This window comes from Streptomyces sp. MS191 (assembly GCF_008042125.1).
In the GTDB taxonomy this organism is placed as follows: domain Bacteria; phylum Actinomycetota; class Actinomycetes; order Streptomycetales; family Streptomycetaceae; genus Streptomyces.
This window is the reverse complement of sequence record NZ_RDBI01000040.1, coordinates 1,735,041-1,751,618: the sequence shown is the minus strand read 5'-3', so window position 1 is coordinate 1,751,618 and position 16,578 is coordinate 1,735,041. Positions and strand designations below refer to the sequence as shown.

At 72.0% G+C, this 16,578-nt stretch carries 13 protein-coding genes; 11 read left to right on the top strand and 2 right to left on the bottom strand.

The window, feature by feature from the left end:
- Window positions 1-218 precede the first annotated feature (218 nt).
- The 11 genes from EAO71_RS15030 to EAO71_RS14985 all read left to right on the top strand — a co-directional run bounded on the left by EAO71_RS15030 (window position 219) and on the right by EAO71_RS14985 (window position 11,783).
- Window positions 219-1,094, top strand: coding sequence for an FAD binding domain-containing protein (locus EAO71_RS15030; protein ID WP_147978191.1), 876 nt, complete (start codon window positions 219-221; stop codon window positions 1,092-1,094).
- Entirely contained in the window at window positions 1,091-2,365 is a 1,275-nt protein-coding gene (locus tag EAO71_RS15025) for a 2Fe-2S iron-sulfur cluster-binding protein (protein WP_261992141.1), read from the top strand. The genes EAO71_RS15030 and EAO71_RS15025 overlap by 4 nt, the downstream gene beginning before the upstream one ends.
- Entirely contained in the window at window positions 2,362-4,671 is a 2,310-nt protein-coding gene (locus tag EAO71_RS15020) for a xanthine dehydrogenase family protein molybdopterin-binding subunit (RefSeq protein WP_147978190.1), read from the top strand. Before EAO71_RS15025 ends, EAO71_RS15020 begins: the two co-directional genes overlap by 4 nt.
- 135 nt (window positions 4,672-4,806) lie before the next feature.
- Window positions 4,807-5,286 (top strand): hypothetical protein, encoded by a 480-nt coding sequence (locus tag EAO71_RS15015; protein ID WP_147978189.1) that lies wholly within the window; start codon window positions 4,807-4,809, stop codon window positions 5,284-5,286.
- A 102-nt stretch (window positions 5,287-5,388) separates the two neighbouring features.
- Window positions 5,389-5,814 (top strand): hypothetical protein, encoded by a 426-nt coding sequence (locus EAO71_RS38815; protein ID WP_261992140.1) that lies wholly within the window; start codon window positions 5,389-5,391, stop codon window positions 5,812-5,814.
- A 409-nt stretch (window positions 5,815-6,223) separates the two neighbouring features.
- Window positions 6,224-6,547, top strand: a complete 324-nt coding sequence (locus tag EAO71_RS38810) for a hypothetical protein (RefSeq protein ID WP_261992139.1) — start codon at window positions 6,224-6,226, stop codon at window positions 6,545-6,547.
- A 14-nt stretch (window positions 6,548-6,561) separates the two neighbouring features.
- Window positions 6,562-7,791 carry a type VII secretion-associated serine protease mycosin gene (mycP, locus tag EAO71_RS15005; RefSeq protein ID WP_147978188.1) on the top strand — a complete coding sequence of 410 codons (1,230 nt, stop codon included), beginning with the start codon at window positions 6,562-6,564 and terminating at the stop codon, window positions 7,789-7,791.
- A 10-nt stretch (window positions 7,792-7,801) separates the two neighbouring features.
- Window positions 7,802-8,374, top strand: a complete 573-nt coding sequence (locus tag EAO71_RS15000; protein WP_147978187.1) for a hypothetical protein — start codon at window positions 7,802-7,804, stop codon at window positions 8,372-8,374.
- A 108-nt stretch (window positions 8,375-8,482) separates the two neighbouring features.
- Window positions 8,483-8,860, top strand: coding sequence for a hypothetical protein (locus EAO71_RS14995; RefSeq protein ID WP_147978186.1), 378 nt, complete (start codon window positions 8,483-8,485; stop codon window positions 8,858-8,860).
- 23 nt (window positions 8,861-8,883) lie between these two features.
- On the top strand, window positions 8,884-11,157 hold the full coding sequence (locus EAO71_RS14990; RefSeq protein ID WP_147978185.1) for a DUF6571 family protein: 2,274 nt from the start codon (window positions 8,884-8,886) through the stop codon (window positions 11,155-11,157).
- Complete coding sequence (locus tag EAO71_RS14985; RefSeq protein ID WP_147978184.1) at window positions 11,154-11,783, top strand: hypothetical protein; 630 nt, start codon at window positions 11,154-11,156, stop codon at window positions 11,781-11,783. The genes EAO71_RS14990 and EAO71_RS14985 overlap by 4 nt, the downstream gene beginning before the upstream one ends.
- Window positions 11,784-11,901: 118 nt before the next feature.
- On the opposite strand, the gene EAO71_RS14980 is transcribed toward EAO71_RS14985, so the two are convergent.
- Together EAO71_RS14980 and EAO71_RS14975 are read right to left on the bottom strand one after the other, a co-directional pair.
- A complete protein-coding gene (locus EAO71_RS14980; RefSeq protein WP_147979307.1) occupies window positions 11,902-13,995 on the bottom strand; it encodes a protein kinase domain-containing protein in 2,094 nt (697 codons plus the stop codon).
- A 79-nt stretch (window positions 13,996-14,074) separates the two neighbouring features.
- On the bottom strand, window positions 14,075-16,261 hold the full coding sequence (locus EAO71_RS14975) for a protein kinase domain-containing protein (RefSeq protein ID WP_147978183.1): 2,187 nt from the start codon (window positions 16,259-16,261) through the stop codon (window positions 14,075-14,077).
- Window positions 16,262-16,578: the final 317 nt, after the last annotated feature.

The window sequence follows — 16,578 nt, the reverse complement described above, 5'->3', positions numbered from 1 at the left end:
CCCGGGCCGCCCGTCACCCAACGGCGGCAAAACGGATGTTCCACTCCCTCGCGGACGTCCTGGACGGAACCGTCCTTCGCGGACCCTCGCGTCGGACGGGTCGGAAGATGTGCCAGAGTTGCCACGTCCGGGCTGTGTGCACGTACGGTACGGCCACACAGGCGCGACAGCCGGGGACGAGTCGGGGACCGCCGGGGACACCGGGAAGGGGCAGCGGGTTGACCACGCACGCACCACAGACGGCGCAGTCCGTGACGCTGCCCGCCTCGCTCGACGAGGCCGTGGCGGCGCTCACCGCCATGCCCGCGGCCGTGCCCGTCGCGGGCGGCACGGACCTGATGGCGGCCGTCAACAAGGGCCAGCTCAGGCCGGCCGGACTCGTCGGTCTCAGCCGGATCAACGAGCTCCGTGGCTGGCAGTACCAGGACGGCCACGCGCTGCTCGGCGCGGGCCTCACCCACGCCCGGATGGGCCGGCCCGACTTCGCGGCCCTCATCCCCGCCCTGGCCGCCGCCGCGCGGGCCGCCGGCCCGCCCCAGATCCGCAACGCGGGCACCCTCGGCGGCAACATCGTCACCGCGGCACCCACCGGCGACTCGCTGCCCGTCCTGGCCGCCCTGGAGGCCGACCTGGTCGTCATGGGCCCGCTGGGCACGCGCGAGATCCCCGTCTCCCACCTGCTGGCCGGCCGTGACCTGCTGGCGCCCGGCGAGCTGGTCGCCTTCGTGCGGGTGCCCCTGCTGCACGCCCCCCAGGTCTTCGTGAAGGCCACCGGCCGCACCGGCCCGGCCCGCGCCACCGCCTCCGTCGCCGTCGTGCTCGACCCCGCCCGGCGCGGGGTGCGGTGCGCGGTCGGGGCGATCGCGCCGATGCCGCTCCGCCCGCTGGAGGCCGAGCACTGGATCGCCACCCTGGTGGACTGGGACGGGGACCGGGGCCTCGCACCGGAGGCGCTGACGGCGTTCGGCGAGTACGTCGCCGCCGCCTGCATCCCCGACCCGCCGGGCGACGAGCAGCTGCCGCCCGCCGTACTGCACCTGCGGCGCACGGTCGCCGCGCTGGCCCGACGGGCACTGGGGAGGGCGCTGTCGTGAGCAACGACCGGCACAGCAACGAGCACCACGACGGCGGGGACGAGTACGGGGGCGGCTGGCAGCCGATCCCGCAGAGCGAGGGCTACGACGGCGAGGCCACGGCCTTCGTGCAGTTGCCGCCCGACTTCATGCTCGACGGCGTCCCGCTGGAGGCGCCCGGCCACGGCTACGTACCGCCGATGATCACGCCGCTGGTGCCCCTGACCCCCGACCCGGGGGCGACGGGCCAGTGGAGCTTCACCACCGACGCCGCCGACGCGCCCGCCGAGGCGCCGTCCGAGCCGGAGCGGGACCCGCAGGCGACGGGCCAGTGGAGCTTCCCTGAGGCGGCCGAGGCCGAGTCGGCGTCCACCGGACAGTGGCGGATCCCGGTCGTCTCGGACTCTTCGGACGAATCCGGCGAATACACGGCGTCGATGCTCGCGCAGTACGCGAGCAGCGCGCCCGCGACCCTGCCGGGCGGCGCCCCCGCCCCCTGGGCCGTGCCGGACGCGGACGCGGTGGGCCCGGAGCACGCATCCGGCCACGACGCCGGACACGCGCCGGACCCCGCCCACGAGCACGCCGCCGACCCGGCGGAGCACGCGGACGGCCCCACGGCCGAGCCCGCGCCGGAATTCGCACCCGAGTCCCCGGCGGAACCGTCGTACACCGAGGAGCCCGCCTTCCCGGACGACGTCCCCGCCGCCCTCCCCACCAGCAGCGCGGACAGCGACGAGCACCCGCACACCTCGTACACCCTGCGCGTCAACGGCGCCGACCGGCCCGTCACGGACTCCTGGATCGGCGAGTCGCTGCTCTACGTCCTGCGCGAGCGCCTCGGTCTGGCCGGGGCCAAGGACGGCTGCTCGCAGGGCGAGTGCGGCGCGTGCAACGTGCAGGTCGACGGCCGGCTCGTCGCCTCCTGCCTCGTCCCCGCGGCGACCGCGGCCGGCAGCGAGGTCCGCACCGTCGAGGGCCTCGCCACCGACGGCGAACCCTCCGACGTCCAGCGCGCCCTGGCCCGCTGCGGCGCCGTCCAGTGCGGCTTCTGCATCCCCGGCATGGCGATGACCGTCCACGACCTGCTGGAGGGCAACCACGCCCCCACCGAGCTGGAGGCCCGCCAGGCCCTCTGCGGCAACCTCTGCCGCTGCTCGGGCTACCGCGGCGTCCTCGACGCCGTGCAGGAGGTCGTCGCCGAGCGCGCGGCCGCCGCGGCCGCCGAGTCGACCGACGAGGCGCGCATCCCGCACCAGATCCCGCACCCGCACGACGGAGGCATGGCGTGAGCATCGACGCGACCACCGCCACCACCACGGCGCCCGAACCCCTGCAGGAGCTCCCGCCGCACGGTCTCGGCGCCTCGCTCCCGCCGTCCGACGCGCGCGCCAAGGCCGAGGGCACGTTCCCGTACGCCTCCGACCTCTGGGCCGAGGGCCTGCTCTGGGCCGCGCTGCTGCGCTCGCCCCACCCGCACGCCCGGATCGTCTCCGTCGACACCACCGCCGCCGCCGAGATGCCCGGCGTCCGCGCCGTGGTCACCCACGCCGACGTCCCGGGAGCGGCGACCTACGGCCGCACCGTCGCGGACCGGCCCGTCTTCGCCTCCGACCTCGTACGCCACCACGGCGAGGCCATCGCCGCCGTGGCCGCCGACCATCCGGACACCGCACGCCTCGCCGCCGCCGCCATCGCCGTCGAGTACGAGGTCCTCGAACCCGTCACCGACCCCGAGAAGGCCTTCGCCGCCGAGGCACTCCACCCGGACGGCAACCTCATCCGCCACATCCCGCTGCGCTTCGGCGACGCGGACGCGGCCGGCGAGGTCGTCGTCGAGGGCCTGTACCGGATCGGCCGCCAGGACCCGGCGCCGATCGGCGCCGAAGCCGGACTCGCCGTCCCGCGCCCCGACGGCGGCGTCGAGATCTACACCGCCTCCACCGACCCGCACACCGACCGCGACCTCGCCGCCGCCTGCTTCGGCCTCTCCCCGGACCAGGTCAAGGTCGTCGTCACCGGCGTCCCGGGCGCCACCGGCGACCGCGAGGACCCCGGCTTCCAGATCCCGCTCGGCCTCCTCGCCCTGCGCACCGGCTGCCCCGTCAAACTCAGCGCTACGCGCGAGGAATCCTTCCTCGGCCACGCCCACCGCCACCCCACACTGCTGCGCTACCGCCACCACGCCGACGCCGAAGGCCGGCTGGTGAAGGTCGAGGCGCAGATCCTGCTCGACGCGGGCGCGTACGCCGACGCCTCGTCCGAGTCCCTGGCCGCCGCCGTCTCCTTCGCCTGCGGCCCCTACGTCGTCCCGCACGCCTTCATCGAGGGCTGGGCCGTCCGCACGAACAACCCGCCGTCCGGCCACGTCCGCGGCGAGGGCGCCCTGCAGGTCTGCGCCGCCTACGAGGCGCAGATGGACAAGCTCGCCGCGAAACTCGGCCTGGACCCGGCCGACCTCCGCCTGCGCAACGCCCTGGCGACCGGCGACATCCTGCCCACCGGCCAGACCGTCACCTGCCCCGCACCCGTGGCCGAACTCCTCTCCGCCGTACGGGACTTCCCGCTCCCCGCGCTGCCCAAGGACTCCCCCGAGGACGACTGGCTGCTGCCGGGCGGCCCGGAGGGCGCGGGCGAACCGGGAGCCGTGCGCCGCGGCGTCGGCTACGCCCTGGGCATGGTCCACATGCTCGGCGCCGAGGGGACGGACGAGGTCTCGACCGCGACCGTCAAGGTCCACGACGGGGTCGCGACCGTGATCTGCGCGGCGGTGGAGACGGGCTCCGGCTTCTCGACACTGGCGCGCCAGATCGTCCAGGAGACCCTCGGCATCGAGGAGGTCCACGTCGCCTCGGTCGACACGGACCAGCCCCCGGCCGGCCCGGCGACCCACGGCCGGCACACCTGGGTCTCGGGCGGCGCCGTCGAGCGCGCGGCGAAGATGGTCCGCACCCAGCTTCTCCAGCCGCTGGCCCACAAGTTCGGCATGTCCACCGAACTCCTCCAGATCACCGACGGCAAGATCACCTCGTACGACGGCATCCTGTCGATGACGGTCGCGGAGGCCATGGACGGCAAGGAACTCTGGGCCACCGCCCAGTGCCGCCCGCACCCCACCGAGCCGCTCGACGAGTCGGGCCAGGGCGACGCCTTCGTCGGCCTCGCCTTCTGCGCCATCCGCGCGGTGGTGGACGTCGACGTCGAACTGGGCTCCATCCGCGTCGTGGAGATGGCGGTCGCCCAGGACGTCGGCCGCGTCCTCAACCCGGCCCAGCTCGCCACCCGCATCGAGGCGGGCGTCACCCAGGGCGTCGGCGCGGCCCTCACGGAGAACCTCCGCACGGCCCGCGGCCTGGTCCGCCACCCCGACCTGACGGGCTACGCACTCCCGACATCCCTGGACGCCCCGGACATTCGCATCGTGAAACTCGTCGAGGAGCGCGACGTCGTGGCCCCCTTCGGCGCCAAGGCGGCGAGCGCGGTCCCGGTGGTCACAGCCCCCGCGGCGGTGGCTTCAGCAGTGCGCGCAGCGACCGGACGCCCCGTCAACCGCCTCCCGATCAGGCCCCAAGCGGCGGTCGCCGTACCCAATTCGTAATCATGTGATCCGCGTTGCTTGTGCAACCGGGAGGTGCGTCCTGACACTCCTTCTCGGTACAGTGAACTCCTAGGCTCGACTCGGCCTTTGCTGGTTGTCGGTACACGGGGGAGGGTGGTGCACATGCTGGCACCGATGGCGGACGGAGGGGGCGGCGCGTACCAGCGCGCCGTGGCCTACAACTCCGAATCCATGCTGGAGTTCAAGAAGGGGATCGACGAGCTGATCGTCTCGCTGACCGAATCCCCCGCGGGCACGAAGAACATGGCGGCGGACCCGGTCTCCCGCAGCCAGTTCGGCGGTGGCGGAGGCGCGTGGATCGAGGCGTCCGGCATCTTCTCCTCGTACGACAACGTGCTCAGGGAGCTGACCAAGCTCTCGGGTCTGCTGGGCGACTGCCTCGAAGGCATGGGGATCGCCGTGACGATGTCGAAGGACGGCTTCGAGCAGACGGACGACGACATCCGCCGACGGATGTTGACGATCAGTCAGCGCACGCAGACCGCCAAGGAAGAGGCCGACAAGGCCGCGGGCCGCACCACGGGCACGACGGACGGCTCCGGGACGGCGCAGCCGGGCAGCGAGACGACGACGGGCGACGGTTCGCTCGGCTAGTCCGCGGACACGGACTTCGAGGACGACGGGGACACGGGGAAGAGGCGACAGATGATCCCATCAGACGGCGGCGGAGGCGGCAGCGCGACCAACTTCCGTTCCATGTCACACGAGCAGATGCTGGCATGGGTGGACGAGGCCAGCAGCTTCTACGTCCAGGACGCGGCCGACCGCCTGACCAAGGCGGCGACCAAGATGCGCGAGATCGCCAAGACCCTCCGCGACCGCCCGGGCCGGGTGGAGTGGAAGGGCGAGGCGGAGAAGGCGTTCATGGAGTGGGCGGACGGCCTCGCCAGCAGCACGCACAGCCTCGCCGACTACAGCGACGACGCGTCGTTCTGGATGAGCCAGGCGTCGGACGCGATCGCCCTGGCCGTATTTGGGGTCCGCGTCAAGCGGCGATGGTCGATCTTCGACGGACTCGGGTACTGCTGCCACTCGCTCTCAAGACGGCCGAGTGACGCCCGACGTGAGTACTGTCCCTCCGCCGAGCGACAAGACCGGACCGAATCACGTAGTTCGCCCTGAGGTTCCTGCTGATCTTGGGATCGACACTGTGGGGACCCTGCCGCCTCCGACGACGACCGCTCCTCCGCAGACTTCGGTGACACCGCCCGTCAGCAAGCCTGACGGCTTCACGCCTCCGATGACCACGCTGCCCGGTCAGGTCCCGCCCGCAGTGACGGGTGGTACCCGGGCTAACACGCCTCCCATGGCCTCGCGTGCACCGGTGGGCCCTGGTCGCACGGGTCCCGGAACCACCGGACCGCTCGGGATGCCGCGCGAGGGCATCAGCGGCGGACGCGCGGTTCCTCCCAACAGCGGTCGGGCGACGACGGGCATCCCGCGCGGCACCGTGATCGGTAATGAGCGGGGCACGGGCCCGAACACGGGCATGGGGCGCGGCCCCATGGGTGGAATGGGCGGTACTCACCCCATGGGCGGGCAGAACGGCATCAGCGGCGGGCGTCGCCTCGCCGTCGAGACCGGCGGCGTCGTCGGTAGCCGTCCGCAGCAGCCCGGAGCTGCCGGCTCTCGTCCCTTCACGCCCGGAGGCTCAGGCCTGGTGCGTGGCGGTGCGCAGGGCGAGTCCGGTCATGGCACCGGCCAGACGGGGCGCGGCGGCATGATGCACGGCGGCTCGCAGGCTGCCGGATCCCGCCGTGACGAACGTAATGGAGAGCGCCCGGACTACCTCGTCGAGGACGAGGAGACCTGGCAGCAGGGTGGCCGGCCTGTCGCCCCGCCCGTCATCGACTGAGTCAGAGGAAGTAAATGCGCGCCAGCAGTATTCGTTGGGGTAGTGGTCGGTCTGTCGCATCGGCCGCCTTGGGGATGCTGCTGGTGGGCATTGCATCCGTGCCCGCCCATGCGGAGTCCGTTCGGGATCAGCAGTGGCACCTCGACACCATGAAGGCTGAAGAGATTTGGGCCATCAGTAAGGGCGAGAGCGTCACTGTTGCGGTCATCGACAGCGGTGTGGACAAGTCCAACCCTGACTTGCGTGGCAGGGTGCTGGCGGGCAAGAACCTTGCGCCCGACAAAGCTGGTGACGAGTTCACCGATTACACGGGGCACGGGACCGGTATGGCCGCCCTCATCGCAGGTACCGGCGAGAGGGACGGAGGAAAGGGTGCCTTCGGTCTGGCTCCCGCTGCCAAGATTCTTCCGATTCGGGTGCCAGGCTCAGACCGGGGTCAGCAGAATCAACAAGATGCAAATGATGACTTCAACAGGTACATGCCTGAGGCAATCCGCATCGCTGCGGATTCCGATGCCAAGGTGATCAGCATCTCTCAGGGTGCCACGGCAGGCTCGCAGCAGCTCACAGCCGCCGTGAAGTACGCCTTGGAAAAGGGCAAATTGGTCTTTGCCTCCGTAGGTAACAGTGCTGGTCAGGGCAACTTGGTTGAGTACCCAGGTGCCACCCCCGGCGTAGTGGGTGTCGGTTCTATCGACAAGAAACTGACAAGGTCGAAAACCTCTCAGTACGGATCCCAAGTCGACATGGTGGCGCCTGGCGAAGACACGGTTCACGCTTGCGGGGGTGGCACCGGACTGTGCAAGACGACCGGCACCAGCGACGCCACCGCCCTCGCCTCCGCCGCCGCCGCCCTCGTCTGGTCCAAGCACCCCGACTGGACCAACAACCAGGTGCTCAAGGCGCTGCTCAACACCATCGCCGGTCCCAACACCGGTGAGAAGCGGAACGACTTCATCGGCTACGGCGCCATCCGGCCTCTCCGTGCGCTGAAGACCCCGGGTGACGTCGGGCCCGCCGACGTCCGGCCCATCCCCGACCTCGACGCCGCCGGCGGTGCCTCGCCGTCCGCCGCGCCGTCCGCGTCCGGGTCGGCCTCGAAGGCTCCCGCGCCGGGGCCCGTCGCGCAGGCGGAGAGCGACGAGGGGGGGAGCACCGGACTCTGGATCGGTCTCGGTATCGGCGCCGTCGTCCTCATCGGCGCTGCCGTGGCCGTTCCGGTGATGCGTTCCCGGCGGAGCTGATCATCCCGTCATGGTCGGTGTCATAGCCCTCTTCTTCATTCTCGCGGCCGTCTTCGTCGTCCTCGGGTGTGTGGACCAGCGCCGCCTGTACTGGCGCCTCAGCGCCTGGCGGTACCGCGATCCCGCGGCCAACGAGCCTTCGGACGCGGCGAATCGGGTGGGACGGTTCGCCGCGCTCCTCCTCGCCGGTGTGTGGCTCTTCGCGGGGTGCCGGGCGATGGACTTCGCCGACGGCGACTCGTGGACGCGGGAGGAGATGCGGACCGTCGTCGTGGCCGCCGCCGAGACGATCGAGGCCGATGCCCATCCGTCCGGTGCGACCGATTCGATGCTCACCGAGGCGCTGCGTGACGCCTCGGAGGGCGAAGGCCCGTACTACCGGCTTGACGTGAAGACGGCGGACGCCCGGGAGGGCGAGGGCGGCGACCGTTTCCAAGTGAGCACCACCGAAGGGGAGTTCCCCTTCTGCCTCGCCTTCACGAAGAAGGAGTCGGGCGGGTTCGCCGTGCCCGGGGCCGACGGGTCCACCACGGTCGTGCCCGAGTACGACCTCACCTCGTCGGTCGACGAGGGCACCTGCTGAGCGCCAACCGAAACGAAACCGCAGCGATCACCGGAACGGAAGATCATGTCGTTCGACGAAGAGTGGGCAAGCGCGCGAGCCAGCGCAGTACAGCACCAGGAATCCCGCATGAGACTCAACGGGATCCCGCCGGAGGACGGTGCGACCGGCAAGAAGCTGCACGTCGACTCCTCCGAGCTGCGCGGCAGAGCGGGCAAGGCCGACATCGTGCGAACCGACTTCGCCAAGGCCGACAACGACGCCACCAAGGAGACGGGGCAGATCCAGGCCGGTCTCAAGGGCTTCAGGTCCGGGCCCGCCTTCAAGACGTTCTCCACGCGGTGGGAATCGCAGATGAAGTACGTCGACGGTCTGCTGCTGAACGGTGTCGCGGGGAAGCTCCGCGAGTCCGCCGCCGAGTTCGACGCCCGTGAGCGGACCGAGAAGGCGCGGCACAGCAAGGACGACGGCAAGGCCGGCAACGACTCCAACCGCAATCTCGCCTGAGCGATCGAGGAGATCCGGGATCCATGCTCGACTACAAGACCCTTCTTGATGCCGATCTCAACGAGCTGTCGGAGGCGGTGGGGAAGTGGAGCAAGCTCCCGGAGGAGTTCCGGAAGGCCGGCAGACTCTACGACAACACGGTCGAGAAGGGACTCGCCGAGTCCGACTGGAAGGGCGAGACCCGCGACGCGGCACTTGAGCAGGTCTCCCTCGTCGGCAAGCAGATAACGGCCGCGGCGGACGAGGCGGCGGACGTGCACCGCCTGCTGAGCGACGCCTACGACGTCTTCTCCGAGGCGCAGTCCAAGCTCAAGACGATCAGGTCGGACGTCGAGAAGGACAAGAACCTCTCGATCAAGCCGGACGGCGAGGTCTGGTTCGACCCGCCGGCGGACACCCCGACCGAGCACCTCGCGTCCATGAACAAGGGGTACCAGGAGACGATCCAGGCGTACCGGACGAGCATCCGCAACCAGGTGACCGCCGCGCAGGAGGCCGACGACATCCTCTACTGGGCGCTCAGCCAGGACTACAACGGCCGCGGCAAGGGCTTCGACTCGAACACGTACGACAGCCTGAAGGGTGCCAAGGAGGGCAAGGCGCAGGCCGACAAGGACCGCGACGCCCTGACCGAGCTCGCCAACGTCAAGCGCCCGTACACCCTCGACGAGATCAAGAAGATCAACGGTCTCCTGTCGAAGCACGAGGGCGACCCGTACTTCGCCGAGCAGTTCGCCACCGGCCTGGGGCCGAAGAAGACGCTCGAGTTCTGGACCAGGATCGCCGACCGCACCCAGTTCGGCGACGACATGACCAAGGAGTCGGCCAAGATCCAGAAGAGTCTGGGGTACACCCTGGCCACCGCCTCGCACTCCGACAGCAAGGCGATGGAGGAGTGGAAGAAGGGGATGATCGACCTCGGCGGCAAGCGGGTCGACATGGTCGACATGAACATGGGGACCATGACCAAGGGGCCGTACGGCTACCAGGTCATGAGCAGCCTCATGCGCAACGGCGAGTACGAGAAGGACTTCCTCCACGACTACGGCAAGAGCCTCATCGACTTCGAGAAGGACCACAAGGGCACCGATCCCAAGAAGCTCTGGCAGCCCGACGGCTACGAGACGTTCCTGAACTTCGGTGCCGGCACGGACCACGGTCTCGATCCCATGGCCGGGTACATGGAGGCCCTCGGCCACAACCCGGACGCGGCGAAGGAGTTCTTCGGCGCCAAGGGCTGGGAGACCTCGGGCAAGGAACCGGGCAACATGGATCCGGAGCTCAAGTACCTGCTCGAGGACCGCAAGTGGCCGGACATGCCCAACAACAAGGGCAGCGAGGACTTCGACGAGCTCGGGCACGCCATCGAGGCGGCGACCCTGGGCGTGCCGTACGACCAGCCGGACCTCGGTCTGCGCCGTGACGACATGACGGCGAACGTCGCCGAGCAGGTGATGGTGTACGTGGGCGACCAGCCGAAGTACCTGGACGACCACAAGGGAATGGGTGACAGCCTCGCCAAGATGGGCGCGGGGTACATCGACGACCTCAACTGGGCCTCGTCGAACTTCGGCAACGCCTACACCGGCCAGGATCTGCGGGACTCCGCCTTCGGCCACAACGGGCCGGGGCACATCGACCTGTCGCACGACACGGCGGCCTCCTTCCTCGCCGTCGCGGGTGGGGACGAGGACGGGTACAAGATCCTCTCCATGGCCCAGCAGGAGTACACGGCCAGCGGCCTGCGCGCGCACCCCGAGCCGAACGGCGAGGTCGCGCAGGTCATCGAGACGGGCGCCAAGATGCACGGCATGCTCGACCAGGCCCGCGCGAACGACATCCACGCCCACTACGGGGAGGCCACGAAGGCGGCGGAGCAGAAGCTCGCCGAGGCCGCGGAGTGGAAGAAGTTCGGCGTCGGCGCCGCCGTGGCGGTGGGCGTCGGGGCCGTGGCCCTCCCCTTCGCCGGAGCGGCGGCGGGCGGCGCGGCCGTGGCCGCCTTCGCCGTCCCCCAGGTGGCGGGAGCGGTCGCCGGTGCCGGCATGACCCAGTTCGGCATCGACATCAACCGGGAGCTGGAGAAGAACGGCCCCGACTTCTCGGTGCAGGAGCACATGAAGCTCCGGGAGTACGGTGAGCTGGGCTCGGCCCGCGCGGTGACGCCGATGGACGCGTACATCGCCGCCAACAACCTGGACGGCACCGAGTGGGCGCGGAAGATGCACAGCGGCGTGGAGGGCAAGTACAACGACGGCGGCGACGCCATCAACCGAGTCACCCCGGACCCGAAGGGATGACGGCGCGGCGTCACACCCCCCGGCGTGCCCGCCTGCTCGTCGGGGGCCTCGTGCTCGTGCTCGCGTCGGCCGGTTGCGGAGGCGGCGGCGAGGAGCCCGGGGCCGGGAAGGACACCGTGCCGGCCGCCCGGGTGTGCGGGGGGCTGTCGCCCAGGTCCGCGCAGGCGCTGGAGCAGATCTCCGAGGCGAAGGAGTTCATGTACCGCTCCCACGGGACGGCKCCGACGCTCAAGGGTCTCCTCCACGATCCCGAGCGCCGCGGCGGCGGCGAGCTGACCGAGTGCGTGATCGAGCCGGACGTCGCCGATCCCGACGAGAGCCCGTCGAAGATGACCGTGCTCTTCGAGGAGGTCGAGAGCCTGCCGGCGCCCCAGCCCGCGGAGGTCGCGCTGGCCCGCCTCCCGGTCGGGCTGCGCGCCTACGGCGACTCCGGGAGCGCCGAGCTGTGGTTCGCCTGCGAGGTGCCGGGGGTCGGCAGGCCCCTCGTCCACGCGCAGCTCGTCTACGGGGCGCGCCCGAGGGAGAAGAGCCCCAAGGAGGCGAACGTCCGGGTCCTCCAGGACCTCTCCCGCAGGTACGCCGTCGCGTTGGGCTGTCCCGACGCCGGTGGTGTGCCGGCCTACTGAGGCCGGGGGAACGCCGGCGGACGTGCCCGGCGGCCACCCCGGGCTGGTGCGGTGACCCCGCACCCGCCCGGGGAACGCCGCCGGTCCGGCCGCGGCGCGGAGCCCGGCGCGAGCGCGGTCAGGCCTTGCCGAACACCGGCATGGCGAGCACCCGGCCGCCGCGGTCCACGAAGACCCGGTTTCCGTCACTCGCCATGGCGTACGGGCCCTCGCGCTTCATCGTCAGCGTGAAGAGCCAGTCATCGGTCTTCTTGTCGACGACCCGCACGTAGTCCTTGTCCGGGCCGGGGAGCCAGGCCGTCGTGCCCTCGACGGCCGGGGCCGTCACGGTGCTCCCCACGCCCTCCAGGACCTCGTACCAGTCCATGGTCGGGGAGTCGCTGTTGACGAGGGTGCCGTAGCGGTAGGCGTTGTAGCTGTCCAGCGCGTAGACGCGGTCCTCGTCGACCGTCGGGCTGCCCCAGCCCACGCCGGCCTTCCTGGAGCGCTCGTCGGCGCTCTCGGTCCACACGACGTCGCCCTTGTCCAGCTTGCGCGCGGTCAGGGAGGAACCGCCGAGGTACACGGTGTCGTCCGAGATCACCGGGACCGGGCCGTTCGTGCCCTGGTTCTTCAGGCTCCACCTGGTCGTGCCCGTCGCGGTGTCCACGCAGGTCACCTGGCCGGTCCGGTCGTGCACGACCAGCCGGCCGCCGCCGGCCGCCGCCCGTGCGGGGATCGGCGAGCGGGGGGACGGCATCGGGCGGGACCAGGTGACGGCGGGGTTCCAGGCGTCCACGGCGCGCAGTTCGTTGTCGCCGGTGATCAGGTAGACGTGGGTGGCGTCGGCCGCCAGCAGGTGGTCGGCGTCGGCGTCCGTCGACCAGACGTGCCTGCCCGTGGCCGCGACGAAGGCGTGCGCGGTGCGCTCGTCGTCCACGGCCACGACCAGCCGGTCGGCGACGGAGACGAATCCCGCGTCGGCGTCGATGTCCTTCGCCCGCCACCGCTCCTTGCCGTCCGTGACGGACAGGGCGAGCAGACCGCCGCTCTTGGCTTGGACGATCACCACGTCGCGGACGGGCAGCGGGACCTGTCCGTTCGCCGCGGTCACGTCGAGCGGCCCCCACAGGGGGGCCGGTGCCTCACCCGGCTTGACGTCGATCACCGAGAGGAACGGGGCGGCCGGGGTCGGGACGGCCTGCGGCACGTCGTGCGTCGGGCTCCGCTCCTCCCGGGTCAGCCACCAGGCCGTGCCGCCGCCGCCCGCCGCGACCACACCCGCGCCCGCCGCGGCCAGGCCCAGGAAGCGCCGCCGGGTCGGGGTGCCCGGCACGACCGTGTGCGCGGTAGCGGTGAGCCCCTTGGTCGTGGCCTCGCGGCGGGCGATGTCCTCGGCGAGGGGGCCCTTGCGCCAGGCGCGGCCCGCGCCCTTCGGCGGGGCGAAGGCGGCGGCGATCTGCGTCGGCGCCGGCCGCAGCGCCGGGTCCTTGGCCAGGCAGGGCCCGATCAGGTCCCGCAACGCCGGCGGGACCCCGTCCAGATCCGGCGTCCCGTGCACGACCTCGTACTGGACGGCGGCCACGTGCGTCGCGTCGAAGGCGCGCCGGCCGCTCGCCGCGAAGACGAGGACGGCGCCGAGCGAGAAGACGTCCGAGGCCGGGCCGACGCGCCGCCCGAGGACCTGCTCCGGGGCGCCGTAGCCGGGCGTGACGGGGATCTGGCCCGTCGTCGTCAGCGTCAGACCGTGCTCGGGGCGGGCGATGCCGAAGTCGATGACGCGGGGGCCCGAGGACGTCAGCACGATGTTCGCGGGCTTCAGGTCGCGGTGCACCAGGCCGGCCGCGTGGATGTCGTGCAGCGTGCGGGAGAGGAAGTGGGCCAGGGCGCGGACCGTGGGCTCGTCCATCGGCCCGTACGAACGGACCGCCTCGTCCAGGGTCGGACCGGCCAGGAACTCGGCGGCGATCCAGGGCCGCCCGCCCTCGGTCTGCGCGCCCAGGACCCGCGCCACGCCCTTGCCGGTCACGGCGCGGGCCATCTCCGCCTCGCGGACGAACCGTTGGGCGAGGTGTCGGTCGTGGGCGAGGTCGGGGCGGAGCACCTTCACGGCGGCGGGACGGCCGGAGCCGTCCCGGCCGAAGTACACCTTGCCCATGCCGCCCTCGCCGAGGACGCCGAGGAGGCGGTACGGGCCGAGTCGGAGCGGGTCGCCGGTGGCGAGGGACTGCATGGTCACTGCGTTGCCTTCTGCTTCGAAGTCGTCCGGTGGGGGAGGTCGGCCGCCCGGCGTGGTCCGGCGGCCGGGGCGGTCACGCCAGCGGCAACGCGACCGCCGACGTCTCGCCGGCGCCGAAGATCCGCGTCCGCTGCCTGTCCACGAGATAGCGGGTGGCGTCGGTGGGGAAGACCCAGGCCGACTGCCGGGTGCCCAGGTCGATCGCGTTCAGGCCGCCGATGACCGGGGCGTACACGTACGTCTTCCCCACCACCGGCCGGACGCCGAGCACCGGGGTGAGGTCGCGGGTGGGCGGCTTCTCCTCCCACAGCCGCCGGCCGGTGCCGGCGTTCACGCACATCAGGCCGCGGTCGCCCTCGGTGACGTAGACGGCGTCACCGGAGACGGCCGGCACGCCGTAGAGCGTCTTCGCCTTGCCGGTCTCCCAGGCGAGGCCGCCGTCGCCGATGCGCACGGCGCGCAGCTTCTGCCCACCGAGGTACACGTGCCGGCCGTCCAGGGTGAGTTCGCCCGGGATGAGGGAGTAGTCCTCTTCGGCCATGGGAATGCTCCGCTGCCACAGCGGCCGGCCGGTCCGCAGGTCCAGGGCCTCCAGCTTGAAGGTGCCGAAGTCGCCGCTGCGCCGCCCGATGATCAGCCGGCTGCCGGAGATCTGCGCGAGGAACCGGCGTACCCCCTCGTGCGGGACGGGCCGCCGCCAGGCCTCCTTGGCGGTACGGAGGTCGATGCCGACGAGGTGCCAGTTCCGCTCCCGTTCGTCGAGGCTGTCGTCCCCCTTGCCGAGTCGGCTGTACGCCACGACCGTTCCGGCGCCGGCCGTCAACAGGTAGGTGCTGAGCGCGGAGCCGTCGAAGCCCTTGATGTGGACGGGGCGTGCGGCCTCGGCACCGTCCCGGGGGCGGAAGGCGCGGATCGCCAGGTCGTTCTCGAAGTCGATGTTCTGCGAGTCGTAGAAGTACGTGCCGTCCGTGGTCACCTGCTGCGGTTCGATGGCCAGGTTGTCCTCCCAGAGCTCCCGGCCGGTCTTCGGGTCCAGCACCCGGAAGGAGCTCCTCTCCTCGAAGCCGACGACGTCGCCCGCGAGCATCGGGAAGGTCATCTGGTCGGGGTCGTAGGAGTCGACCTGCCAGAGCGGCCGCGGCGAACCGTCCGAGCCGTTCGGGGCCGGCGTGGTCGTCGTCGCCGTAGGGCCGGGCGTTCCCCCGCCCTGACCGCCGCCGCCGTCACGGGACGACAGCCAGGCCCAGGCCCCGGCACCCGCTCCGGCCACGCCCAGCAGGGAGCCGCCGGCGGTGGTGAGCAGCCGGCGGCGGGAGGGGCCGGAGCCGGGCGCGGTCGCCGAGAGCGCCGAGTCCGCGGGAGGCGGCAGCCGGTGCGGCTGGTGCAGCCAGACGTCGGTGGCGCGGCGGGCGATGTCGGCCAGGACGAGCGGCGGGAGGTGGTCCGCGAAGTCGCCGTGGCCGTCGTGGAGACGCGCGGCCAGCTCGGCCGTGGTGGGGCGGGCCGCCGGGTCCTTGGCCAGGCAGTCCGCCAGTAGCGGCGCCAGGTCCGGCGGGACGCCGTCGAGGTCGGGATCGGCGTACCGGACGCGGTAGATCAGGTCCGCCGGGGCGCCCGTGCCGAACGGGCCGTGGCCGGCGGCCGCGAACAGCAGGACGCCGGCGAGCGCGAAGACGTCACCGGCCGGGGTGTGCTCCTGGCCGCCCGCCTGCTCGGGCGACATGAAGGCGGGGGTGCCGGCCGCCGCGCCGGTACGGGTCAGCCGGTCGTCGCCGGCCGCGCGGGCGATGCCGAAGTCGATGATCTTCGGCCCGTAGGCGGTGACCAGCACGTTGGACGGCTTCAGGTCACGGTGGACGACGTCCGAGGAGTGGAGCTGGCCGAGTGCTCCGGCCAGCGCGGCGCCCAGGGCGCGCACCGAGGGTTCCGGCAGCGGACCGCACAGCGAGACGGCGTCGTCGAGCGGTGGCCCGAGGACGTACTCGGTGGCCAGCCAGGGCGTCTCGGCCCGCGGGTCCGCGTCGAAGACGGCCGCGCCGTGCCGGGCGCCGATGATCCGGGCCGCGTCCGTCTCCAGCTGGAAGCGGGTGCGGAATTCCGCCTCGGCGGCGAGCCGGGCGTGCATGGTCTTCAGCGCGACCGTGCGGCCGCCGGGCGAGCGGGCCAGGTAGACCGTGCCCATGCCGCCGGAGCCCAGGCGGGCGAGGAGGCGGTACGCGGCGATCGCGACCGGGTCGTCGTGGACGAGGGGTGACAGCATCGGCTAGTTCCCGGGCAGTTCGGCGGCGAGGATCTCGGACGACTGGCGGGCGAGTGCCGCCACGAGCCGGCCGGGGAGCCAGCCGGGTCTCAGCAACGACGTCGCCGAGCCGAGGACCGTCTCGTGCGGGGTCGGCGGCGCCAGGTCGGCGAGCAGGGCCGCGGCGGTGGGCGTGGCCGAGGAAGGATTCCTCGCGCGTAGCGCTGAGTTTGACGGGGCAGCCGGTGCGCAGGGCGAGGAGGCCGAGCGGGATCTGGAAGCCGGGGTCCTCGCGGTCGCCGGTGGCGCCCGGGACGCCGGTGACGACGACCTTGACC

Bases quoted from the DNA above. Each gene is read 5' to 3' on its own strand.
- mycP (WP_147978188.1), top strand. From the start codon at position 6,562: ATGCGCGCCAGCAGTATTCGTTGGGGTAGTGGTCGGTCTGTCGCATCG.
- EAO71_RS14995 (WP_147978186.1), top strand. From the start codon at position 8,483: ATGAGACTCAACGGGATCCCGCCGGAGGACGGTGCGACCGGCAAGAAG.
- EAO71_RS14975 (WP_147978183.1), bottom strand. From the start codon at position 16,261: ATGCTGTCACCCCTCGTCCACGACGACCCGGTCGCGATCGCCGCGTAC.
- EAO71_RS14990 (WP_147978185.1), top strand. From the start codon at position 8,884: ATGCTCGACTACAAGACCCTTCTTGATGCCGATCTCAACGAGCTGTCG.
- EAO71_RS38810 (WP_261992139.1), top strand. From the start codon at position 6,224: ATGGGCGGGCAGAACGGCATCAGCGGCGGGCGTCGCCTCGCCGTCGAG.
- EAO71_RS15015 (WP_147978189.1), top strand. From the start codon at position 4,807: ATGGCGGACGGAGGGGGCGGCGCGTACCAGCGCGCCGTGGCCTACAAC.
- EAO71_RS38815 (WP_261992140.1), top strand. From the start codon at position 5,389: ATGTCACACGAGCAGATGCTGGCATGGGTGGACGAGGCCAGCAGCTTC.
- EAO71_RS14980 (WP_147979307.1), bottom strand. From the start codon at position 13,995: ATGCAGTCCCTCGCCACCGGCGACCCGCTCCGACTCGGCCCGTACCGC.
- EAO71_RS15000 (WP_147978187.1), top strand. From the start codon at position 7,802: ATGGTCGGTGTCATAGCCCTCTTCTTCATTCTCGCGGCCGTCTTCGTC.